This window comes from Mesorhizobium sp. LMG 17147, from assembly GCF_024297145.1.
GTDB lineage: Bacteria > Pseudomonadota > Alphaproteobacteria > Rhizobiales > Rhizobiaceae > Mesorhizobium.
On record NZ_JANCTC010000008.1, the window covers coordinates 13,996 to 37,117 of the forward strand.

Annotated in this window: 15 protein-coding genes; 6 read left to right on the forward strand and 9 right to left on the reverse strand. The window is 63.8% G+C overall.

What is annotated here, in order from left to right:
• Positions 1 to 34: 34 nt before the first annotated feature.
• The 4 genes from NMG46_RS16445 to NMG46_RS16460 all read left to right on the forward strand — a co-directional run bounded on the left by NMG46_RS16445 (position 35) and on the right by NMG46_RS16460 (position 8,258).
• The gene (locus NMG46_RS16445; RefSeq protein ID WP_254818694.1) at positions 35 to 3,016 is read left to right on the forward strand and encodes a sarcosine oxidase subunit alpha; all 2,982 of its coding nucleotides are present in this window, start codon (positions 35 to 37) and stop codon (positions 3,014 to 3,016) included.
• Positions 3,009 to 3,638, forward strand: a complete 630-nt coding sequence (locus NMG46_RS16450) for a sarcosine oxidase subunit gamma family protein (protein ID WP_254818695.1) — start codon at positions 3,009 to 3,011, stop codon at positions 3,636 to 3,638. The genes NMG46_RS16445 and NMG46_RS16450 overlap by 8 nt, the downstream gene beginning before the upstream one ends.
• Before the next feature lie 263 nt (positions 3,639 to 3,901).
• On the forward strand, positions 3,902 to 6,271 hold the full coding sequence (locus NMG46_RS16455) for a DUF1989 domain-containing protein (protein WP_254818696.1): 2,370 nt from the start codon (positions 3,902 to 3,904) through the stop codon (positions 6,269 to 6,271).
• A 277-nt stretch (positions 6,272 to 6,548) separates the two neighbouring features.
• Positions 6,549 to 8,258 (forward strand): APC family permease, encoded by a 1,710-nt coding sequence (locus tag NMG46_RS16460; protein ID WP_254818697.1) that lies wholly within the window; start codon positions 6,549 to 6,551, stop codon positions 8,256 to 8,258.
• Positions 8,259 to 8,419: 161 nt separating this feature from the next.
• Here the strand turns inward: NMG46_RS16460 and NMG46_RS16465 are convergent, their stop codons facing one another.
• From NMG46_RS16465 to NMG46_RS16495, 7 genes are all read right to left on the reverse strand, one after another.
• Complete coding sequence (locus NMG46_RS16465; RefSeq protein WP_254818698.1) at positions 8,420 to 9,913, reverse strand: aldehyde dehydrogenase; 1,494 nt, start codon at positions 9,911 to 9,913, stop codon at positions 8,420 to 8,422.
• Positions 9,914 to 9,982: 69 nt separating this feature from the next.
• Positions 9,983 to 13,117: an efflux RND transporter permease subunit gene (locus NMG46_RS16470; RefSeq protein ID WP_254818699.1), complete on the reverse strand. Its 3,135-nt coding sequence runs from the start codon at positions 13,115 to 13,117 to the stop codon at positions 9,983 to 9,985.
• A gap of 206 nt (positions 13,118 to 13,323) precedes the next feature.
• Positions 13,324 to 14,472, reverse strand: a complete 1,149-nt coding sequence (locus NMG46_RS16475) for an efflux RND transporter periplasmic adaptor subunit (RefSeq protein WP_254818700.1) — start codon at positions 14,470 to 14,472, stop codon at positions 13,324 to 13,326.
• A gap of 62 nt (positions 14,473 to 14,534) precedes the next feature.
• Positions 14,535 to 15,143 (reverse strand): TetR family transcriptional regulator, encoded by a 609-nt coding sequence (locus NMG46_RS16480; RefSeq protein WP_254818701.1) that lies wholly within the window; start codon positions 15,141 to 15,143, stop codon positions 14,535 to 14,537.
• 238 nt (positions 15,144 to 15,381) lie between these two features.
• A complete protein-coding gene (locus tag NMG46_RS16485) occupies positions 15,382 to 17,022 on the reverse strand; it encodes an acyl-CoA synthetase (protein WP_254818702.1) in 1,641 nt (546 codons plus the stop codon).
• Positions 17,023 to 17,095: 73 nt separating this feature from the next.
• The gene (locus NMG46_RS16490) at positions 17,096 to 17,425 is read right to left on the reverse strand and encodes a type II toxin-antitoxin system RelE/ParE family toxin (protein WP_254818703.1); all 330 of its coding nucleotides are present in this window, start codon (positions 17,423 to 17,425) and stop codon (positions 17,096 to 17,098) included.
• Positions 17,426 to 17,442: 17 nt separating this feature from the next.
• Positions 17,443 to 17,688 carry a type II toxin-antitoxin system ParD family antitoxin gene (locus NMG46_RS16495; RefSeq protein WP_254818704.1) on the reverse strand — a complete coding sequence of 82 codons (246 nt, stop codon included), beginning with the start codon at positions 17,686 to 17,688 and terminating at the stop codon, positions 17,443 to 17,445.
• A 145-nt stretch (positions 17,689 to 17,833) separates the two neighbouring features.
• Between NMG46_RS16495 and NMG46_RS16500 the strand changes: the two genes are divergently transcribed.
• Positions 17,834 to 18,799 (forward strand): sugar-binding transcriptional regulator, encoded by a 966-nt coding sequence (locus tag NMG46_RS16500; RefSeq protein WP_254818705.1) that lies wholly within the window; start codon positions 17,834 to 17,836, stop codon positions 18,797 to 18,799.
• Positions 18,800 to 18,880: 81 nt separating this feature from the next.
• Positions 18,881 to 20,935 (forward strand): bifunctional aldolase/short-chain dehydrogenase, encoded by a 2,055-nt coding sequence (locus tag NMG46_RS16505; protein WP_254818706.1) that lies wholly within the window; start codon positions 18,881 to 18,883, stop codon positions 20,933 to 20,935.
• Positions 20,936 to 21,004: 69 nt separating this feature from the next.
• Here the strand turns inward: NMG46_RS16505 and NMG46_RS16510 are convergent, their stop codons facing one another.
• Positions 21,005 to 22,060: a substrate-binding domain-containing protein gene (locus NMG46_RS16510; RefSeq protein WP_254818707.1), complete on the reverse strand. Its 1,056-nt coding sequence runs from the start codon at positions 22,058 to 22,060 to the stop codon at positions 21,005 to 21,007.
• 45 nt (positions 22,061 to 22,105) lie between these two features.
• On the reverse strand, positions 22,106 to 23,101 hold the full coding sequence (locus NMG46_RS16515) for an ABC transporter permease (RefSeq protein ID WP_254818708.1): 996 nt from the start codon (positions 23,099 to 23,101) through the stop codon (positions 22,106 to 22,108).
• Positions 23,102 to 23,122: the final 21 nt, after the last annotated feature.

Consider the following 23,122-nt stretch of genomic DNA (forward strand, 5'->3'; position numbering starts at 1 on the left):
CTCATCAGGCCACAGCGACGGAAGGCGGGCGATCGTGACCTCCAGCCAGCCCTATCGTCTCGTATCAGGCGGTCTCATCGATCGCGCCGCGCCACTGGGCTTCCGCTTCGACGGCAAGAGCTTTGCCGGCTTCCAAGGCGACACGCTGGCCTCGGCGCTGATCGCCAATGGCGTCAAGCTGGTCGGCCGCTCGTTCAAATACCATCGCCCACGCGGCATCCTGACCGCTGGTTCGGAGGAGCCCAACGCGCTGGTCGAACTGCGCAGCGGAGCGCGACGCGAGCCCAACACCAAGGCGACCACGGCCGAGCTTTATGACGGTCTGGAAGCGGCCAGCCAGAACCGCTGGCCGTCGCTGCGCCATGATCTGATGGCGGTCAACCAGCTGTTTGCGCCGATCTTCGTCGCCGGCTTTTACTACAAGACCTTCATGTGGCCGGCGAGATTCTGGGAAGCGGTCTACGAGCCGGCGATCCGCCGCGCCGCCGGCCTCGGTCGCGCTGCAGGCGTCGCCGATCCCGACCATTACGACAAGGCGTGGGCGCATTGCGACGTGCTGATCGCCGGGTCCGGCCCGGCCGGGCTGGCTGCGGCACTGGCGGCCGGGCGCGGCGGCGCCCGCGTCATCCTGTGCGAGGAAGATTTCGCGCTTGGCGGCCGCCTGCTTGCCGACGGCGGCATGATCGACGGCGCGCCGGCGGCCGAATGGATTACGCGCACGCTGGCCGAACTCGCCGCACTGCCCGATGTCCGCATCATGACCCGCACGACATTGTTCGGCGTCTATGATGGCGGCACATATGGCGCCCTCGAGCGGGTCAACGACCACCTGCTCTCGCCGCCCGAGCACCAGGTGCGCCAGCGGCTGTGGCGGATCGTGGCCAAGCGCTGCGTGGTCGCCGCCGGCGCCATCGAGCGGCCGATTGTCTTTGCCGGCAACGACACGCCCGGCGTGATGATGGCTTCGGCGATGCGGACCTATGTCGCGCGCTACGCGGTTACCCCTGCAAAGAGGATCGCGCTGTTCACCAATAATGAGGATGGCTGGCGTACGGTCGAGACCGCGCTTGGCGCCGGATTGCAGATCGCAGCGGTGATCGATGCGCGCCCGGACGTGTCCGCCGAACGTCGCGCGCTTGCCGCCAAAGCCGGCTTTGCCGTGCTCAACGGGTCGGTCAGCGGGGTCGAAGGCGGCAAGGACGGGGTCCGGAAAATCGCGGTATCGCTCACCGGTGGGGCGCGCGCCGAGGTCGAGGCCGACGGGCTAGCTGTCTCGGGCGGCTGGAATCCGGCGGTCGGGCTGACTTCCTATCATCGCGGCCGGCCGAAATGGCAGGACGATATCGCAGCCTTCGTGCCGGATGGTGCGCCGCCCGGCATGGTGGCCGTCGGCGCCGCCAACGGCGCCTTCGGCCTAGGCGACTGCCTGCGCCAGGGATTTGCCGCGGGTGCTGCGGCAGCGCAGAGCGCCGGACGAAGCGGCAATGCCGGCACATCGCCGACCGCCGACGAAGAAGCCTTTTCGCTGACCCCGCTCTGGCACGTCGCCGGCAAGGGCAAGGCCTTTGTCGACTACCAGCACGATGTCACCGCGTCCGACATCGAACTGGCGCAGCGCGAAGGTTTTGAATCGGTCGAGCATCTCAAGCGCTACACGACGCTCGGCATGGCCACCGACCAGGGCAAGACCTCGAATGTCGCCGGCCTCGCCATCATGGCTGCGTTGTCAGGCAAGTCCATTCCCGAGACCGGCACGACGATCTACCGCCCGCCCTATGTGCCGGTCGCCATCGGCGCCTTCGCCGGCCATCATCGCGACGAAAACTTCCACGCGACACGACTGACGCCGTCGCATCACTGGGCAGCCGAACAGGGCGCGGTGTTCGTCGACACCGGCCTGTGGAAGCGGGCGCAATGGTATCCGCGCGCCGGCGAAAAGGACTGGCTGGAATCGGTGACGCGCGAGGTCAAGGCGGTGCGCTCCGGCGTCGGCTTCTGCGACGTCTCGACGCTCGGCAAGATCGACGTGCACGGCCCGGATGCCGGCGCCTTCCTCGACCGCGTCTACATCAACACTTTCTCCAATCTTGCCGTCGGAAAAGCCCGCTACGGGCTGATGCTACGCGAGGACGGCATCGTCTATGACGACGGCACGACGTCGCGGCTCGCCGAGGACCATTATTTCCTAACCACCACCACCGCCAAGGCCGGGCTGGTGATGCAGCATCTCGAATTCTGCCGGCAGGTGCTGTTCCCGGAATTCGACGTGCAGTTGACCTCGGTTTCCGACCAGTGGGCGCAATTCTCGATCGCCGGGCCGAGCGCGCGGGAGTTGCTGAAACAGGTCGTTGATGAATCCGAGGATTTGTCGAACGAAGGTTTTCCGTTCATGGGGGCGCGGGAAGTCGCGCTGCACGGTGGCATCAGAGCGCGGCTGTTCCGCATCTCCTTCTCCGGCGAAATGGCGTTCGAGATTTCGGTTCCCGCGCGCTATGGCGACGCGCTGGTGCGCAATTTGATGCTGGCCGGCAAGCCATTCGGGGTTACGCCCTACGGCACCGAGGCGCTCGGCGTCATGCGCATCGAAAAGGGCCATGTCGCCGGACCGGAGCTGAACGGCACGACGACCGCCGCCGACCTCGGCCTCGGCAAGATGATGTCGACCAAGAAAGACTTCATCGGCCGCGTCATGGCCGGGCGCGAGGCGCTGGTCGCGCCGGACCGTCAGGTCGTCGTCGGCATCAAGCCGGTCGACAAGACGCGCCGCCTGCGTTCCGGCGCGCATATCATCCCGAAGGGCGAGACGCCCGGTCCCGACAATGACCAGGGCTATGTCACCTCGGTCTGCTTTTCGCCGGTGCTCGACCAGTGGATCGGGCTTGGGCTGGTCGAGCGCGGCCGCGAGCGCATCGGCGAGATCGTCCATGCGCACGATCCGCTGCGCGGCGAAGATTACGATGTCGAGCTGTGCAGTCCCGTCTTCTACGATCCGGATGGAGGGCGCCAGCGTGGCTGAGTTTTCCTGGATTGCCCGCAGTCCGCTGGAGAAAGCGCTTGTTGTCGGCGGCTATGGCGCGCGCGGCACGACGGCCGGCGTATCGCTCACCGAGATCCGCAATTTCGACCTGATCCAGGTGATGGCGCGGCGCGGCAAGGCGGCAGAACTGGCGAAGGCTGCCGAAACCCGCTTCGGCGTTACCGCCCCGAATGCGCCCAACGCGGTCCGAGTTCCCGACGCCACGCTGATCTGGTCGGGACCGGATCAGTTCCTCGTCTTGTCGAAGGGCGGCATTCACGCGATGGAGAAGCTGAGCCAGGCGTTCTCGCAGTCCGCCTCGCTTTCCGATCAGTCGCATGCGCGCGCCCTGATCAGCGTCTCGGGAGGCAAGGCGCGCTCGATGTTGGCGAAATTGTCGTCGCTAGACCTGCACCCGGCGGCGTTCCCGGCCGGCACCGCTGCCGCGACCGCGGTCGATCACACCAGCATCAATCTCTGGCGCGGCAGTGACCGGCCGGATGGGCAGGCGGTGTTCAATCTTCTGGTGTTCGCCACCTTCGCCGAAAGCCTGTGGCACACGATGCTTGACGCTGCCGCCGAGTATAGCGTCGAGATCAGCCACAGCGAGGCGTTGGCATAGCCTTGGCGCGCCTTCCCTTCTCCCCTTGTGAGAGAAGGTGGATCGGCGCGCAGCGCCGAGACGGATGAGGGGTGTTCCAGCGGAGTGAGAGGCTGGCGTTCCCTGGAACACCCCTCATCCGTCGCCTTCGGCGACACCTTCTTCCACAAGGGGAGAAGGGAGCTTGTGCCACCTCCACCTTGCCAAACCCGATCCCCCTGCTATTCTTCCCGATAAAATAATTTCACGCACAGGCAAACTTGTTTCTCGAAACCAGGGTTGAGATGAGCCAGTCCCCCTACCCCGCCGTCGTCGCCGGACCGCCGCGGCCGAGCCTGATCCTGCGGCCAGGCCAGATCGCGCTGCCGGCCGGGATGGAGCGCTACACCGTCCACGGCAACGGCGCGGTGCTGATCGAGGTCGAGGCCGGCGATACGATCAGCGTGCGCAATGTCGAGGGCGGGCAGGCTTGCGAGCTGCTGGCATGGGACAGCAGCGGCGCGACCGATCCCGGCATTCTCGGAGAGAAATCGAACAGCAATGCCGCCGGCATCAAGGCGATGCTGGCCGAGGGCGACGATAGCCTCGCTTCCTTGCGCCGAGGCCTCGAGCGGCGCGAGGTGCAGCTCGATCAGGCAAAGGCGGTTCGCGTTTTCGGCGGCGCCACCCCTGCCGGTACCGAACAGGCTTTTGCCGTCGCCCGCGACGGTTCAATGCTGATTGCCGCGCCCGGCGGGCCGATGCTGGTCGACGGCCACGATACCGCGACGCCGCTTAGCGTCGTCGTCCGGCGCGCCACCATCCGCCCGGCGGAGAAATCCAGGCTCGCCGACCCGCTGGCCGATCCCGTGCTCGATCTGCGCGTCCATTCGGCGACGGCGGAGGCCTACTTCGTCAAGGCGGGCGACTATCTGCAGATCATCGATGTCGACGGGCGCCAATGCACGGATTTCCAGTGCTTTTCGGCGCGCAAGCTGGACAAGGGCCGCGATCATCCGCTCGACGTGACGACGACGCGCACGCTGATGGGTTCGAGCTATCCGATGCCCGGCCTGCATTCGAAATACTACGACCAGGACATGGAGCCGCTGGTCGAGGTGGTGCAGGACACTTGCGGCCGGCACGATGCGTTCGCGCTCGCCTGCGCCGCCAAATATTACGACGACATCGGCTATCCCGGCCATCCCAACTGCTCGGAGAATTTCAACCGCGCGCTGGCCGACAAGGGCGTCACGCCCCGCGCCGGCTGGATGGCGATCAACTTCTTCTTTAACACGGCGATCGACGCGTATGGCGTCGTGGTTTCGGACGAGCCGTGGTCGCGGCCGGGCGACTATGTGCTGCTGCGCGCCTTGACCGACATCGTCTGCGTCTCGTCCGCCTGCCCCGACGACACCACGCCGGCCAATGGCTGGAACCTGACCGACATCCATGTGCGAACCTATTCCGGCCAGCACAAATTCTCGCGAGCGATCGCCAGACGCATGACGCCCGATTCGGAACCGAAAATGACCCGCGAGACCGCCTTTCATTCGAGCTTTGCCAAGCACACCCGCAACTTCGTCGAGTACAAGGGTTATTGGCTGGCCAATTCCTTCGCCAGGCAAGGCCCGATCGACGAATACTGGGCCTGCCGGCAGGACGCCGTGATCATGGACCTGTCGCCGCTGCGCAAGTTCGAGGTCACCGGCCCCGACTCCGAAGCGCTGCTGCAATATACGCTGACCCGCGACATCAAGAAGCTCGGCGTCGGTCAGGTGGTCTACTCCGCCATGTGCTACGAGCACGGCGGCATGATCGACGACGGCACGCTGCTTCGGCTCGGCAAAGATAATTTCCGCTGGGTTGGCGGCGACGACCTATCCGGCGAATGGCTGCGGGAAACGGCGCAAAAACTCGGCCTCACCGTGCTGGTGCGCTCGTCGACCGACCAGATGCACAATGTCGCCGTGCAGGGACCGAAAAGCCGCGACATCCTGCGGCAGATCGTCTGGACCTCGCCGCTGCAGCCGTCGATCGACGAGCTTGAATGGTTCCGTTTCGCGGTCGCCCGCATCGGCGGCGGCAATGGCATTCCCGTCATTGTCTCGCGCACCGGCTACACTGGCGAGCTCGGCTACGAGATCTGGTGCCACCCGCGCGACGCCGAAAAGGTGTTCGAGGCGATCTGGCAGGCCGGCCAGCCGCACGGCCTGAAGCCGATGGGGCTGCAGGCGCTCGATATGGTGCGCATCGAGGCCGGGCTGATCTTTGCCGGTTACGAATTTTCCGACCAAACAGATCCGTTCGAGGCCGGCATCGGCTTCACCGTACCGCTGAAGACCAAGAGCGACGATTTCATCGGCCGCGAGGCGCTGATCCGGCGCAAGGAAAATCCGCAGAGGAAGCTGGTCGGCCTCGACATCGACGCCAATGTCGCCGTCGGCCACGGCGATTGCGTACATGTCGGCCGCGCCCAGATCGGCGTGGTCACCTCCGGCATGCGCTCGCCGCTGCTAAACAAGACCATCGCGCTGGCCAGGCTCGACGTCGCGCATTCGGCGGTCGGCACCGAGGTCGAGATCGGCAAGCTCGACGGCCACAGCAAGCGGCTGCCGGCGCGCGTTGTCGCCTTTGCCCATTACGACCCGCAAAAGACCAGGCCGCGCTCCTGATCGACGCTGCCCTGGTTCTTCCCTTCTCCGTTGCTGTCGTGGGAGAAGGAAGACCGCACCCGTTGGCAGCGCCGACGAAGCTCGACTGTTCACAAACGCAATGTGCACAGCGTCACAAAGCGCTTGACGTGAAAGCGCGTTGGGTCAATCTTCACTGCTAAGAAAAAAATACTACTGAGCGGAAAACGCCTGGGGCCGTTCAACGTGAGCGTCGATGACGCCTCGCGAGATTGCGGCTGTTGCCGATGGGAACATCAAAAATGGGGAATCCACGTAAATGAGCACGATAGTCACCACCTTGGTGCCGCCTGCCGAAGGGCAGCTGCACCGGAACATCGATTGGCGCGGCGCCTTCTGGGTCGCAAGCGGCGTTCCGGCCCTTGTCCTGTTTTCGATCGGCGGCATCGCAGGCACTACCGGAACGCTGGCCTTCCTGATCTGGACGGTATCCATGGTCATGGGCTTCCTGCAGTCCTTCACCTATGCGGAAATCGCCGGGCTGTTCCCGAATAAATCCGGCGGCGCCTCGATCTATGGCGCCACCGCATGGCTGCGCTATTCGAAATTCATCGCGCCGCTTTCGGTGTGGTGCAACTGGTTCGCCTGGTCGCCGGTGCTGTCGCTCGGCTGCTCGATCGCCGCCGCCTACATCCTCAACGCACTGGCGCCGGTGCCGCTGTTCACCGACACTTCGCCGGAAGTCGCCGCCTATATTGCGGCCCATGCCGGAACCAGCGCCGCCGACGCCATCACCGCGGTCACCGCGGCGGCGACGCCGGCGATCCGTAACTGGACGCTCTACGGTCACACGCTGGGCCCGGTTTCCTTTACCTTCAACGCCACCTTCTTCATCGGCGCGGTGCTGATGCTGATCATCTTCTCGATCCAGCATCGCGGCATCCTGGGCACGGCCAACGTGCAGAAATATATCGGCCTGCTGGTCATCATCCCGATGCTGATCGTCGGCGTGGTGCCGATCGTCACCGGCCAGATCAACTGGGCAAACTTCTCGCCGCTGGTGCCGCTCGCGGCAGCATATGCGCCGGAGCCCGGCGCATGGAACATCGCCGGCTGGACGCTGGTGCTCGGCGGCATGTTCATCGCGGCATGGTCGACCTACGGTTTCGAGACCGCCGTCTGCTACACCTCCGAATTCAAGAACCCCGGCACCGATACCTTCAAGGCGATCTTCTACTCCGGCCTGTTGTGCATGCTGCTGTTCATCCTGGTGCCGTTCACCTTTCAGGGCGTGCTCGGCTTGAACGGCATGCTGGCGACGCCGATTGTCGACGGCTCCGGCGTTGCCGATGCGCTGGCCGGCATGGTCGGCGGCGGACAGCTGATCCACAGCCTGCTGGTCATGCTGATGATCCTGGCGCTGGTGCTCTGCATCATGACGGCGATGGCCGGCTCTTCGCGCACGCTCTACCAAGGTTCGGTCGACGGCTGGCTGCCGCGCTACCTCAGCCATGTCAACGAGCATGGCGCACCGACGCGGGCGATGTGGACCGACCTGGTCTTCAACCTGATCGTGCTGGCCATCGCCTCGGCCGACGCGACAAGCTTCTTCTTCATCCTCGCGGTGTCGAATTGCGGCTACATCATCTTCAACTTCCTCAATCTCAATGCCGGCTGGATCCACCGCATCGACAATGGCCACATCGCGCGGCCCTGGAAGGCGCCGAGCTGGCTGCTCGGCCTCGGCGCGATCTTTGCCTACGTCAACGCTGTCTTCATGGGCGCCGGAGCCAAGGTCTGGAACCCGATGGCATTGTGGGCAGGGCTGATCACGGCAGCCTTGATCATCCCGGTGTTCTGCTTCCGGCATTACATCCAGGACAAGGGCAAATTCCCCGACCACATGCTGGCCGATCTCGGCATGAACTCGTCCGACCTTACGGTGCGAAAGGCGGGGATGCTGCCCTATCTGACGCTGGTCGCCGGCGTCGCGGTTATGCTGCTCGCCAACTGGCTGTTCGTCATCTGAGGCTTGCCTTGAGGGATCGGACGCGCGATGCGCCCGGTCCCTGCATTTTGTTCTTGCTTTGTGCCGGCAGCTATGCTACTAAATTGGGTATAGTGCTAATTGGCTCCAAAGACCCGCCTCCCGAGGCGGGTTTTTCGTTTCTGACCCTGTTGGCGCCAGGCTCAATCGATCTTGATGAACACGCCCTTGGTGTTGAGATATTCGTCGAGGTGTTCGGCGCCGCCCTCGCGGCCGTAGCCGCTCATCTTGTAGCCGCCAAAGGGCACGGCCGGATCGATGGCGTGATAGGTGTTGACCCAGACCGAGCCGGCGCGGATCTTGCGCGACAGCTGGTGGGCGGTGGCGAGATTTTGGGTGAAGACCCCTGCCGCCAGGCCGTAGGGCGTGTTGTTGGCCCGCTCGACCGCCTCGTCCAGCGAATCGAACGGCAATGCCGAAATCACCGGCCCGAAGATCTCCTCACGGGCGATCTTCATGTCGTCCGAGACGCCGGCAAAGACGGTCGGCGCGACGAAATTGCCGGCGGCAAGCGCGCCTTCCACAAGCCGGGTGCCTCCGGTGACGAGTTTCGCCCCTTCCGCAGTGCCGGCCTCAAGGTAACCGGTGACCCGTTGCAACTGCTTTTCGGAGACGAGCGGACCGATTTCGGTCGCCGGGTCGATGCCGTCGCCGACCTTGAGACCCTTGGCATATGCCGCCAGCCGCTCGACGAACTCGTCATGGACGGCGCGTTCGACGAAAAGGCGCGAGCCGGCGATGCAGATCTGGCCGGAATTGGCGAACACCGACATCGCCGCCACCGGCACCGCTTTGTCGAGATCGGCATCGGTGCAGACGATGACCGGGGACTTGCCGCCGAGCTCCAGCGAGACGCGCTTGAGGTTGCCGGCCGAGGCGCGCACGATCGACTGGCCGGTTGCCGTCGAGCCGGTGAAGACGATCTTGTCGACGCCCATGTGCTCGGCGAGTGCCGCGCCTGCCTCGTCGCCGGTGCCGGTGACGATGTTGACGACGCCTTCCGGAACGCCGGCTTCGTTCATGATGTCAGCGATCAAAAGCGGCGTCAGCGGCGCCTCTTCCGATGGTTTCAGCACGATGGTGCAGCCGGTCGCCAGCGCCGGGCCGATCTTCCAGATCGACGCCGCCGTTGGCGCGTTCCAGGGAATGATGGCGCCGACGACGCCGACCGGCTCCTTGCGGGTGAAAGAGACGATTTCGCCGGGCAGCGAGTTGTCGATGGTCTCGCCGTGCAGCGCCGTCGCCATGCCGGCATAGTAGCGCAGCATGCCGATGACGCGGTTGCGGTTGGCGCGGGTGCGCACGATTGGCATGCCCATGTCGGTGGTGTCGGAGCGGCTGATCTCTTCCCAGTGCTTTTCGAAGAGGTCGGCGATCCTTAGCAGCAGCACCTGCCGCTCATAAGGCTTGAACCGGCTCCATGGCCCCTCGAACGCCTTGCGGGCGGCAGTCACCGCGACGTCGATGTCCTGGCGGTCGGCGCGCGGCACCGTGGCGATGACCGCGCCGGTGGCGGGGTTGCGGCTCTCCATGGTCCGACCGGAGCGGGCATCAACCCACCCACCGCCGATGAACATCCGGCGATGGCGCCCGTCGATCGGCAGCCGCAGCGCCGCCGCTGTCTGAGCCATGGTCATAACATCCTCCTCCGGCGCCTACGCCCGGTGAGCGGATTAAACCGCCGGAGGTCACATTTGCCAACAGCTCTATTCGGCCGCCAGGGCCAGTTGCGGCCTTTCGTTCTTTTCTTCCGTCTCGGCCGGCTGCTCCACCACCTTCTTGGGCTCCCTGCCGAAGAACAGCGCATAGGCTGCCGGCAGGACAAGGATGGTCAGCACCGTGGCGACGAGAATGCCGCCCATCATGGCGTAGGCGAGCGGCCCCCAGAAGACGCCGCGCGAGATCGGGATCAGCGCCAGCACCGCCGTCAGCGCGGTCAGCACGATCGGCCGGAACCGGCGCACCGCCGAGCCGATGATGGCCTCGGAACGCTCCACGCCGGCGGCAATGTCCTGGTCGATCTGATCGACCAGGATGATCGAGTTGCGCATGATGATGCCGAGCAGGGCGATGACACCGAGGATGGCGACGAACCCGAACGGCGCGCCGCTGATCAAAAGTGCCGCGGCCGCGCCGATAATGCCGAGCGGACCGGTCGCCAGCACCAGCATCGCCTTGCCGAAATGCTGCAGCTGGATCATCAGCAGCACGACGATAACGGCCAGCATGATCGGTGCTTTCGCCGCAATCGAGGCCTGGCTTTCGGCCGCATCCTCGGCGCCGCCCTGGATCTCGATCTTGTAGCCGGGGGCGAGGCTGGCGCGCAGGCCCTGCATCTCGCTGTACATTTTCATGGCAACATCGTTCGGCTGCACGCCATCCGGAAGCGTGGCGCGTACACTGATGGTCGGCAGGCGGTCGCGCCGCCATTCGACGCCTTGCTCCAGCACCGGGACGATCTTGGCGACCTGCGACAGCGGCACGGAGCCACCGAAATCGGTCGGGATGTAGACGGAGTCGACCGCCGACAGCAGGTGACGGCTTGCCTCCGGCTCACGGGCGACGATCGAAACCGTCTCCTCGCCGTCGCGGAAGTCATCGAGCGGCGCTCCCGACATGCTCGCCTGCAGCATCTGGCGGATGCGCTGCGAGGTGACGCCGAGCGCACGGGCACGATCCTGGTCGATCACCAGCTTCATCGCCGGCACCGGCTCCAGCCAGTCGTCGTGGATGGCGCCGAGCAGCGGATTTGCCTGGAACTTCGCCTTCACCTCGTCGGCGATGCGGCGCACCTCCTGGCGATCCGGACCCATGACGCGCATCTGCACCGGCCAGCCGGTCGGCGGACCGAGGAACAGGCGATCGACCTTGGCGCGGATCGACGGGAAATCCTCAGCCAGGATGGTGCGCAGCTTAACGATCAGCCGCTCGCGGGCCGGCTCGTCATTGGCCATCACCAGAAGCTGGGCGAAGTTCGGGTTGCGAAGCTGCTGGTCGAGCGGCAGGAAGAAGCGCGGCGCGCCTTCGCCGATATAGGTGGCGATGAAGCGCTTGTCCTTGTCGTCCATCATCCTGGCTTCGAGCGCCTTGGCCTGGGTCTCGACTTCCTTGATGCTGGTGCCTTCCGGCAGCCAGAGATCGACGAGGATTTCCGGACGCGACGATTGCGGGAAGAAATTCTGCGGAATGAACTGGAACGCCCACAGGCTGGTGGCAAAGGTCATCAGCGTCATCACCAGGACGATGATGCGATGGCGCACTGCCCATGCCACGGTCGAGCGAAGACGGCGGTAGAAGCGCGTGTCGAAGACATCGTGATGGTTGCCGGCGTGCTTGCGCTGCTTCAGGATCATGTGGCCGAGCCACGGCGTGAAATAGACCGCCGCAAACCAGGACACGACCAGCGCGATGCCGACGACGTAAAACAGGGTGCGCACATATTCGCCGGCGGTCGAGGCAGCGAACCCGACGGGAATGAAGCCGGCCGTCGTGATCAGCGTGCCGGTCAGCATCGGGAAGGCGGTCGAGGAGTAGGCGAAGCTCGCCGCCTCGACCTTGACCAAGCCTTCCTCGAGCTTTCGCTCCATCATTTCGACGACGATCATCGCGTCGTCGACCAACAGCCCAAGGGCGATGATCAGCGCGCCGAGCGAAATGCGCTGCAGGTCGATGCCGAGCTCGTACATGATGGCGAAGGTGGCGGCCAGGACCAGCGGAATGACAATTGCGATCACCAGGCCCGAGCGCCAGCCGATCGACAGGAACGATACGAAAAGCACGATCAGGAGCGCTTCGCCGAGCGCTTCCATGAACTCGCTCACCGCCTCCTTCACGACATGCGGCTGGTCGGAAATCTGATCGACCGAAACGCCATAGGGCAGCGCCTCTTCGAAGCGCTTGTAGGTCGCTTCGACGTCCTTGCCGACGTCGGTGACGTTGAAGCCCTTGGCCATGACGACGCCGAGCTGGACGCTGTCGTGACCGTTGAAACGATATTTGCGCTGGTACGGATCCTCGAGGCCCGAGGTCACGGTGGCGATGTCGCCGAGGCGCGTCACCTGGTTGCCGGCGCGCAGGCGAAGCTCGCGGATGTCGGCCGCCCTGGTGACATCGCCCTCGACCGAAATGCGCACCGAACGCTGGCCGGTGTCGACAGAACCTGCCGGGTCGACGTTGTTCTGGCCTCGGATCGCATTCTGCAGGTCGGTCAACGTCAGGCCACGTTCGGCAAGCGCCTTAGATGAAACGTCGATGTAGAGTTTCTCCGGCTGGTCGCCGATGATCACGGCCTTCTCGACACCGGGCGTCGTCAGCAGCATGTCACGCGCCTGGATGGCGAATTTCTTCAGCTCGGGATAGCTGTAGCCGTCGCCGCTGATCGAATGCAGGGTGATGAACGTGTCGCCGAATTCGTCGTTGAAGTAGGGCCCGAGCAGCCCCTGCGGCAGTTCGTCGGCGATATCGCCGACCTTCTTGCGCACCTGATAGAAAGCATCGGCGACCTGCGCCGGATTGGTGTCGCCCTTGACCTGCAAGGTGATGATGGCGCTGCCGGCGCGGGTGTAGGAGCGGACAAAATCGAGGTGCGGCGTCTCCTGCAGCTTGCGCTCGATCTTGTTGACGACCTGGTCCTCCATCTCCTTGATCGAGGAGCCTGGCCAGATCGCCTGGACGACCATGACGCGGAAGGTGAAATCGGGGTCTTCCTTCTGGCCCATGCGCATCAGGCCGAGCGCACCGGCGACGATGATCAGCCCGAACAGGAAGCGGGCAATGCTCGGATGGCCGATTGCCCAGCGCGACAGATTGAAAGACCGCTTTTCGTTGGTGTCGATGGTCATCGGCGTCAGTCCGTTTCAATTTGATCAACAGAGCACGCGCTTTCGCATGCCCAAGGAACTTCCGATGTGGGCTTCCGGGCGGCGTGGCTTTCCGAGTGAGAGATCTACATCGCGGTGGGACACGAGGATCGACGTGGGGGTTACATCGACCTGAGATCTCGAAAATCGGGGCGCCTGCCGCCCGGAAACCGTGAATTGCCTGGCCGTCAGCGCAAGCGCCTTGCAGCGTCATCGGCAGACGCCGACTGTTGCGCTGCATCACCGGTCAGCTTGACTTTCAGATTCTCGGTCATGAACTGCGTGCCGGCGGCGACGACCACGTCACCCGGCTTCAGCCCATCGGCGACACTGACGCCGTCGGGGGTGAAGGCGGCGACCTTGACCGGATGCGCATGGACGGTCCCGCCATTGCGGTCGACGGTCCAGACGATCGATTGGCTGTCCTTTTGCGCCAACGCGGCCAGCGGGATCGACACCAGCTGCTGCCGGTTGTCCGCCGCGGCTTCGATGGAGGCGGTCATGCCTAGCAGCACGCGAGGATCGTTGGGCAGGCTGACGCGAACGGCAAAGGTGCGCGACTGCGGATCGGCGCTGCCGGCGACTTCGCGGACCTTGCCGTCGAGCGTCAGCGCCTCATCGGACCAGAAGCCAGCCTTGACAGTCTTGCCCGGCTTGAATTCGGCGATATCGGTTTCGGGAACAGCGATCAGGACTTCCTTCTCGCCGTCGATGGCAACGGTCACCACCGGCGTGCCGGAGCCGACCACCTGGCCGACATCGGCGGCAACGGCGGTGACGATGCCGTTCTTGTCCGCCTTGAGATCGGTATAGCGGACCTGGTTCTGCGCCTGGGCAAGCTGCGAGCGGGCGGAGTCTCGCGTGGCGACCGCCTGATTATAGGCGAGCGTCGCCTGCTCGAGCTGCGACTTCGGCGCGAAATTCTTGGCGTAGAGCTGTTCGGCGCGCTTGCGCGTAAGCTCGACTGTCTCGACCTGACGGTCGGCGGCATCGAGGCTGGCCTGAGCGCTTCTCACCGAAAGCTCGTAGTCGGTGGGATCGATGCGGGCGAGAACGTCGCCGGGCTTGACGCGGTCACCGATGTCGACAAGGCGCTCGGTGATCTTGCCGTTGATGCGAAAGCCGAGATTCATCTCGGTGCGGGCACGCACCGATCCGGAATAGGAAAGCTGACGAGTATCGCTCGCCTTGGCGATCTCGACCACCTTGACCGGGCGGATGATCTCGGTGACCTCGGCTTTCTCCTGCGAGCAGCCGGCGAGGCCGAGAGCGGCAACGACAATCAGTGCCAGGCCTGCGGCCGGTCGCCTGTAGGTGATGGACTTGGACAAAGACACTTTTCGTACTCCCGAACTGTGGGGATGAATTGCCGACGTCACCGCCCGACGGGCGGCAGCGGTCATTTCTTCAAGGCTCTGATGGCGAACTCGGTAAGCTCGTCCGGCGTCGCCCGGTTCTTCTTGGCGAGGCATTGGGCCATCATCTGCGGATGGCAGAGGCTGATAATGGCAGCGCCGAAGCACCGGGACGCGATCACCGGATCCTGATCGACGAACTCGCCGGTGGCGATGCCCTCGCGGATCACTTCCGCGACCAGTTCGTGGATGCTGTCGATGTGCTTTTCGATGACGTGCCAGTCGCGCTCGATGGCGACGATGACCATCTCGTGCACCTTCTCCTGGTCGATCATGGTCTCGAGCGTCCACTGATAGTGCGTATGCACATAGCGGCGGAGCTTTTCGCTGGCGGTGCCGGGGCTATGGCAGGCTTCGTAGGTCAACCGGTAGCAGGTCTCGAGCATACGGCCGCAAACCGCCTGGTGGATTTCCACCTTGGAGGCGAAGAAGCGATAGATGTTGGCGGTCGACATGCCGAGTTCGCGCGCTATGTCGGCGACGTTGGTCTTGCCGTAGCCGTAGTGGCGGAACAATCGCTCCGCGCAATCCAGGATGCGCGTGACATTTTCCTGGCGGGCGGAATCGGCGGTGGCGTCTAGGGTTTCAAGCATCTCGTTGGCCAAATTTACGACTGACGAATTTAGAATTTCGTCACTCGTAAATTGAAAACCGTCACCTGTCAAGGCACGATTTTGGTCGCTGATGACAGATGGTGACATCTCTGGACGGAGTTGGCCCATCAAACGCATGTGGTTCACGCCGGGCGCCTGCAACGCCGCCCCGTGTTTTTTGACGCAAAGGAATTTGAAATGATGCTTTCCGAAAAACGGTTCTGTTTCGGATCGGGCGTTAAGGCTGCTTTGCCATCTCCCGCAGCCGGAACTTCTGGATCTTGCCTGTCGAAGTCTTCGGGATCTCCGCGAAGATCACCGCTTTCGGCACTTTGAAGCGGGCGAGCAGCGCGCGGCAGTGCTCGATGATTTCGGCCTCAGTCGCCGCCTTGCCCGGCTTCAGCTCGACATAGGCGACGGGCACCTCGCCCCATTTGTCGTCGGATCGGGCGACAACGCCGCAGGAAGCCACGGCGGGATGCTTGTAGAGCGCCTCCTCGACCTCGATCGAGGAGATGTTCTCGCCGCCGGAGATGATGATGTCCTTGGAACGGTCCTTGAGCTGGATGTAGCCGTCCGGATGCATGACGCCGAGGTCGCCCGAATGGAACCAGCCGCCGGCAAAGGCCTCGTCGCTCGCCTTGCGGTTCTTGAGATAGCCTTTCATGACGATGTTGCCGCGGAACATCACCTCGCCGATGGTCTCGCCGTCGGCCGGCGTCTCTTGCATCGTCTGCGGGTCCATCACCGTCAGGCCTTCGAGCGCGGCGTAGCGCACGCCCTGCCTCGCCTTCTTCGCCGCCCTCGCCCCCTTCTCCAGCCGGTCCCACTCGCCATGCCATTCGTTGACGACGGCCGGGCCGTAGGTCTCGGTCAGGCCGTAGAGATGGGTGACGGCAAAGCCCGCATCGGCCATGCCCGACAGCACCGCCTCAGGCGGCGGCGCCGCGGCGGTGTTGAAGGTGACGGTCTGCGGAAACTGCCGCTTGTCCTCGTCCCTGGCGTTGATCAGCACCGACATCACCACCGGCGCGCCACACAGATGGGTGACGCCGTGATCGGCGATGGCGTCGTAGATCGGCTTCGGCCGCACCCAGCGCAGGCAGACATGGGTGCCAGCCTGCACGGCAAGCGTCCAGGGAAAGCACCAGCCGTTGCAATGGAACATCGGCAGCGTCCACAGATAGACCGGGTGCTTGCCCATGCCGGCATGGATGGTGTTGGCATAGGCCATCAGTGCCGCGCCGCGATGGTGACAGACGACGCCCTTCGGATTGCCTGTCGTGCCGGAGGTGTAGTTGAGCGAGATGGCATCCCATTCGTCGTCCGGCATCGACCAGGCGAAATCCTCGTCGCCGTCGGCGACAAACGCCTCATAGTCCAGCGTGCCGATCCGTTCCCCCTTGGGATAGGGCGCATCGGCGGCATAGTCGGGATCGTCGTAATCGATCAGCAGCGGCCTGACCTTGGCCAGCGTCAGCGCTTTCCGGACCACGCCGGCGAATTCGCGGTCGACGATCAGCACCTTGCTTTCGGCGTGATCGAGCTGGAAGGCAATGACGGCGGCGTCGAGGCGGGTGTTGAGCGAGTGCAGCACCGCCTTGGTCATCGGCACGCCGAAATGCGCTTCCAGCATCGGCGGTGTGTTGGACAACATGACGGTAACGGTGTCGCCCTTGCCGATGCCGCGCTTAGAAAGGGCCGAGGCAAGCCTCAGCGAGCGTTTCCAGAAATCGCGATAAGTCGTGCGCCGGCGGCCATGAATGATGGCGACCTGGTCGGGAAAGGTTTTTGCCGCCCGCTCGAAATAGGTGAGCGGCGTCAGCGGCTGATGGTTGGCCGGGTTCCTGTCGAGATCCTGTTCGTAGGGATTGCCCATCCCGTCCTCCGAATGTCTGGTCGCGCCTTCTTACCACCAGATCCTGTGCGCGTAGTGGATTCGTGCACCGCCGTCACACACTTCGCCTATTAGTTGGGACGCCCTCCCCGCCCTCACCCTCCGGCCATAAAGCATCGATGTCCCGATGCCCTTCCACGATATTCGCCACTTCGAAAAAGTCGCCATTATAGCGGAAGAAAATCACGTATCCCCTGAAAGCGAAACTTCGGACGTCCGGCCGGAGTTCGGGACGAGCACGACCGATCGTCGCCGGCAAGCTCGCCAGATCACGGCATTTCTGGCGCAGAGCATCCACAAAACGCCCGCCAATCGACAGGCTGCCGCTTTCACAAGTGATGTATTCAAGGATGTTGACCAAATCTGCTTGTACCGACGGCAACATGCGCAGCCTTGGCACTCCTAAAAGCCTTCCCTTGCAAGCTGCTTGGCCTTGGCTTCCAGGGCGGCGTCAATATCCTGCTCTGTGGCTTCGCCGCCTTCAGCAAACGACGTGTCCACCATGGCACGGAGGGCCTTCAGCTTTTCCTCACGCTCTTCGACAAGGCGCAGGCCCTCGCGCACGACTTCGCTGGCAGAACCGTAGCGGCCGTGCTTGACGATGTTGGAAACAAAGGTTTCCCAACGCTCTCCCAATGATACGTTCATTGTCAGACCTCCTGATCGGTTTATTGTACCGAGATAACAATAAATGCGCAATTACTGGCATGCAGAATGCTAGGTGTCGAACTAGGTGCGCAGCCTGAGTTTGACTTTTGTCGAGAGCCGTGAATAATGTCAGCGAGGAGATGGCATGGCGATCCGACCGGCAGAACAGCTTATCCACAAGGCCGCCTGGCTTTACTACGCACACGGCTTGCGCCAGGACCAGGTGGCCAGCCAGCTCAAGATTTCGCGTGCCTCGGTGGCGATGTATCTGCGCAAGGCGCGCGAGACCGGCATCGTCAACATCTCGACCTCGACCCAGCTTTTCACCGACGACGTGCTGGCGCGCGAGCTGGAAGACGCGCTGAAGCTCGACGCCGTCTGGATCGCGCCGGAAAACGGCTATGTCGCCGACCCGTCCACCGACATCGCGGTACTTGCGGCAAGCGTCTTTCTCGAGCTGGTCAGGAAGGGCGACCGCATCGGCGTCGCCTGGGGGCGGACCATCTACACCATCGCCGACATCATGTCCTATGCCGATCTGCAGGACGTCACCGTGGTGCAGCTCTGCGGCAATCTGGGCGCCCCCTATTCGTACCGGCCGGACCAATGCACCATGGAGATCGCCCGCCGGCTCAACGCCAAGGGACTGAATTTTTACGCGCCGCTGGTGCTGACGACAGAAGAACTGGCACGCGGCCTGCGCGCCGAGCCGGTGATCCGCGAGCAGTTGTCGGGCATCGGTGACTGCAACCTGGCGCTATACTCGGTCGGCTCAGTGGATACCGACAGCCATCTGGTCAAATGCGGCGCGCTGACGCCAAGCGAAATGGCTGCATTGCGCAAGGCGGGTGCGGCCGGCGTCATTGCCGGGCAAATCATCGACGCCCAGGGCCAGGCGCTCGACTGCAGCTACAACCGCCGGCTGATTTCGGCGGAGCTGTCATCGCTGCGCCAGATCGAAAAGCGCCTTGTGGTGGTGCAGGAGGAGAGCAAGTTCGAACCGCTCGTCGCGGCGATCGCCGGCGGGCTCTGCACTCATCTCGTCGTCGGCGCGCGCATGGCACGACGGCTGCTCGACCATGCCGGAGCGGCAGCAGAAAAGGTCGCCTGATAGTTAATTCCAGCCGGTGCGTTGTCATCAAAGCGTCGCGGCATTCCTGTTCACAACAAAGAGAAATCGGACGAAGCTGACATGAAGAACCTGTGGAATGACGGCGAGGCGGAGAAGCTGGTCGCCGACTATGCAAAGAAGGGTGTGGCCCGCGACCTGGCGTTGCGCGTCTACACGACCAGGCTGCTGGGCAGCGAGCCGCGGCTCGTCCTGCATGGCGGCGGCAACACCTCGTGCAAGACCAAGGCCACCGATCTTGTCGGTGACGAGTGGGACGTGCTCTGCGTCAAGGGCAGCGGCTGGGACATGGGCGTCATCGAGCCGCAGGGCCTGCCGGCGGTCAAGCTCGGCGCGCTGTTGAAGGCGCGGTCGCTGAAGAAGCTCTCCGACGAGGACATGGTCGCGCTGCAGCGGGCGAACCTCATCGATCCGTCCTCGCCAAATCCATCGGTCGAGACGCTGCTGCACGCCTTTCTGCCGCACAAATTCGTCGACCACACGCATTCGACCGCAATCCTCGCCATCGTCGACCAGGAGGACAGCGAGGCGCTGAGCCGCAAGGTGTTCGGCGAAAAGATGGGCTTTGTGCCTTACATCATGCCGGGCTTCGATTTGGCGAAGGCGGCCGCCGATGTTTTCGACGCCGATCCGACGGTCGAAGGCCTGATCCTCGACAAGCATGGCATTTTCACCTTCGGCGACGATGCCAAACAGGCCTATGACCGGATGATCCATTATGTGAACGTCGCCGAGGATTTCATCGCCAGCCACGGCAAGCCGCGCACCGAAAAAGTGGCACTGCCGGCCAGGCTGGCCAAGCCCGCGGAGATTGCGCCGATGCTGCGCGGCGCGGTGGCGGTGGCGCGCGGCGAAGGCCGCTTCGACCGCATGATCAGCGATTTCCGCACCTCGGATGCGATCGTCGACTTCATCAATTCGGCAAAGATCGCCGACTACGCCGGGCGGGGCGTGTCGACACCCGACCTGTCGATCCGCATCAAGACCGGACCGATGGCACTACCGGCGCCCGACGCTGACAAGGTCGGTGACTACAAGTCCGTCATCCGCCAGCACGTCGAGAAATTCGCCAAGGACTATCGCGCCTATTTCGAAACCAATGATGCGCTCGACGACGTGAAGCGCACCATGCTCGACCCGATGCCGCGGCTGACGCTGGTGCCCGGCCTCGGCATGTTCGGCCACGGCCGCACGCTCAAGGACGCGAAGATCGCCTCCGACGTCGGCGAAATGTGGATCGAGGCGGTGCGCGGCGCCGAAGCCGTCGGTGACTTCCGCCCGCTCTCCAAAGCCGACCTGTTCCCGCTCGAATACTGGTCGCTGGAACAGGCCAAACTCGCCTCCAACAAGCCGAAGCCGCTGACCGGCCAGGTGATGCTGGTCACCGGCGGCGCCGGCGCGATCGGTGCTGCCACGGCAAAGCTGTTCGCCGATAACGGTGCCCATGCCGTCGTCGTTGATCTCGATGCGTCAAGGGCTGCCGAGGCGGCAAAAAAAGCCGGCAACAATTCGATCGGCATTGGGGCCGACATCACCGATCCGGCGCAGATGCGCGCTGCGTTCGACAAGGCGGTCGACATCTACGGCGGCCTCGACATTCTCGTCTCGAATGCCGGTGCCGCCTGGGAGGGCCGGATCGGCGAGCTCGACGACGCCACCTTGCGCAAGAGTTTCGAACTCAATTTCTTCGCCCACCAGTCGGCGGCGCAGAATGCCGTGCGCATCATGCTCGAACAGGGCACCGGCGGCGTGCTGTTGTTCAATACCTCCAAGCAGGCGGTCAATCCGGGGCCGAAGTTCGGCGCTTACGGCATTCCCAAGGCGGCAACGCTGTTTTTGTCCAGGCAATATGCGCTCGACTACGGCGTGCATGGCATCCGCTCCAATGCCGTCAACGCCGACCGCATCCGTTCGGGGCTGTTGACCGACGCCATGATCGCCAGCCGCTCGGGCGCACGCGGCGTGTCGGAGAAGGAGTATATGTCCGGCAACCTGCTCGGGCAGGAAGTGACGGCCGAAGACGTCGCCCAGGCCTTTCTGCATCAAGCGCTGGCCGAGCGGACAACCGCCGATGTGACGACGGTCGACGGCGGCAACATCGCGGCGGCGTTGAGGTAGATCTAAACACCGGGCCAACAAAAAAGAGCGGCCCGCGAGCCGCTCTTTTCCTTTGCCGATAGCGAAAGACTACTTCGCGTTCGGGTTCGGCATCCAGGCCGGCATCGCGACATCGGCATGGGCGAATTGCGGCAGCTTGGCCGAGAGGTCCTCCATGTTCTTGATGTCCTTGTCGATCAGATCCTTCTGAGTGATCAGCGTCGGCGGCACGATGACGTTGTGGCCGGGATCTTCACCGGCCAACAGCTGCGCCAGGGCACGCACCGAGACCTGGCCGACGACGGCCGGGTTGGTGGCGGCGGTTGCCGCCCAGGCGCTGTCCGGCTCGCGCATCGCGGCGATGTCCGAGGTAGAGATGTCGGCCGAATAGATCTTGATGTCCTTGTTCAACCCGGCCTCGTCGACGGCGATCTTCACGCCTTTGGCGAATTCGTCATAGGGCGCGAACATCACCTTGATGTCGGGATGAGCCGACAACACCGAGCGAGCCTGGTTGGCGACCGAATTGGCGATCGGATTGTCGAGCGTGCCGAACACGGCGACTTCGTTGATGCCCGAATATTTCTTCTTGAATTCGACCCAGGTCTCGTTGCGGCGGTCGAGTGGGGCGATGCCGGCGACATAGACATAGCCGGCCTTCCAGCTCTCGCCATTGTCTTTGACCGCCTGTTCGAGCGCCAGGCGCGCGAGGTCGCGGTCGGATTGCTCGATCTGCGGGATCTTGGGGTTTTCGACATTGACGTCGAAGGCGACGACCTTGATGCCGGCATCGACCGCGCGCTGGGCGGCGTCCTTCATCGATTCCGTCAGTCCGTGCTGGATGATGATGCCCTGGACGCCGAGCGCGATAGCCTGGTCGACCATGTCGGCCTGAAGCGCTGCGTCCTGGCGACTGTCGAGCACGCGCAGGTCGACGCCGAGCGCCTTGGCCTGCGCCTCGACGCCGGACAAATACGCCTGGAAGAAGTCGCCGGTCGAGAGATAGCGGACCAGCGCTATCTTGACGGCGCCCGGCTTGTCGAACGGCGCTGGCCGATCCTGCGCCATCGCTGGCAACTGCATCAGCAATGTTGCGCCGGCAAGCCCGAGCGCTGCCTTCCCCAAAAGTCTTCTTGTGATGTTCACGTCGCTTCCTCCACTTGTTGAATCCAAAATGTAACCGGTCGAAACCTATCTCCTGCCCCTGCCGGACAGGGCGAAGGTGAAGACAAGGGCGACCACGAGAACCACGCCCTTGACGAAATCCTGCGTGTAGTAAGGCGCGTTCATCATCGTCAGGCCCTGCAGCAGCACGCCGACAAACACCGCGCCGACAGCCGTGCCGAAGGCGTTCGGCTTGGCGGCGCCGAGAACCGCGTAACCGATGAGTGCCGCAGCCACCGCGTCGAGCAACAGATTATTACCCGAGGCGATGTCGCCACGTCCAAGCCGGGCGGCGAGCAAAATGCCGCCGATCGAGGCAAAAACCCCAGAAATAACGTAGGCCCAGATTTTGTATGCCTTGACAGGCGCGCCGGCGAGTTCGGCAGCGCGTTCGTTGCTGCCGACCGCATACATCATGCGCCCGAAACGCGTGTATTCTAGAAAGAACCAGATCAGTACGGCCAGCACGAGCAGGACGACGACCGACACCGGGATGAGGTTCGGGATGAAGAAGTCGAAGCGATGGCGGCCAAGCGCCAGGAACGCGGCGCCGAAGGTGCCGTTGGCGACCGAGCCGTCGGGCATGGTCATGCCGGTGGCGATCGAACGGCCCTCGGTAGGTATGCGCTGCAGGCCGACAAGCAGGAACATCATGCCGAGCGTCGCCAAAAGGTCCGGCACCCGCATATAGACGATCAGCCAGCCATTGATGAGGCCGACGACGGCGCCGATCACAAGGCAGACGACGACCGCCACGACGGCGTTCTGTTCCAGCACCACCATGACGTAGGCAGCCGCCATCATGGCGCTGGTGGCGACCGAGCCGATCGACAGGTCGAAGCCGCCGACGACCAGCGTAGCGGTGACGCCGAGCGCCAGAACGCCGGTGATGGCGACCGACTGGAAGATGAAGACGGCGCTTTGCGGCGAGACGAAACCATCGGCGGCGACGGCGAAATAGGCGATCAGCCCGAACAACAGAACGATGAAGCCGTAGCGAATAGCATGGTCGCGCAGGATCATTCAGCGCTCCCCCACGCTGGC

What these genes read in the sequence shown, in the direction of transcription:
- NMG46_RS16455 (WP_254818696.1), top strand. Translation starts at nt 3,902, where the DNA reads ATGAGCCAGTCCCCCTACCCCGCCGTCGTCGCCGGACCGCCGCGGCCG.
- NMG46_RS16460 (WP_254818697.1), top strand. Translation starts at nt 6,549, where the DNA reads ATGAGCACGATAGTCACCACCTTGGTGCCGCCTGCCGAAGGGCAGCTG.
- NMG46_RS16465 (WP_254818698.1), bottom strand. Translation starts at nt 9,913, where the DNA reads ATGACCATGGCTCAGACAGCGGCGGCGCTGCGGCTGCCGATCGACGGG.
- NMG46_RS16470 (WP_254818699.1), bottom strand. Translation starts at nt 13,117, where the DNA reads ATGACCATCGACACCAACGAAAAGCGGTCTTTCAATCTGTCGCGCTGG.
- NMG46_RS16480 (WP_254818701.1), bottom strand. Translation starts at nt 15,143, where the DNA reads ATGCTTGAAACCCTAGACGCCACCGCCGATTCCGCCCGCCAGGAAAAT.
- NMG46_RS16485 (WP_254818702.1), bottom strand. Translation starts at nt 17,022, where the DNA reads ATGGGCAATCCCTACGAACAGGATCTCGACAGGAACCCGGCCAACCAT.
- NMG46_RS16490 (WP_254818703.1), bottom strand. Translation starts at nt 17,425, where the DNA reads ATGTTGCCGTCGGTACAAGCAGATTTGGTCAACATCCTTGAATACATC.
- NMG46_RS16495 (WP_254818704.1), bottom strand. Translation starts at nt 17,688, where the DNA reads ATGAACGTATCATTGGGAGAGCGTTGGGAAACCTTTGTTTCCAACATC.
- NMG46_RS16500 (WP_254818705.1), top strand. Translation starts at nt 17,834, where the DNA reads ATGGCGATCCGACCGGCAGAACAGCTTATCCACAAGGCCGCCTGGCTT.
- NMG46_RS16505 (WP_254818706.1), top strand. Translation starts at nt 18,881, where the DNA reads ATGAAGAACCTGTGGAATGACGGCGAGGCGGAGAAGCTGGTCGCCGAC.
- NMG46_RS16515 (WP_254818708.1), bottom strand. Translation starts at nt 23,101, where the DNA reads ATGATCCTGCGCGACCATGCTATTCGCTACGGCTTCATCGTTCTGTTG.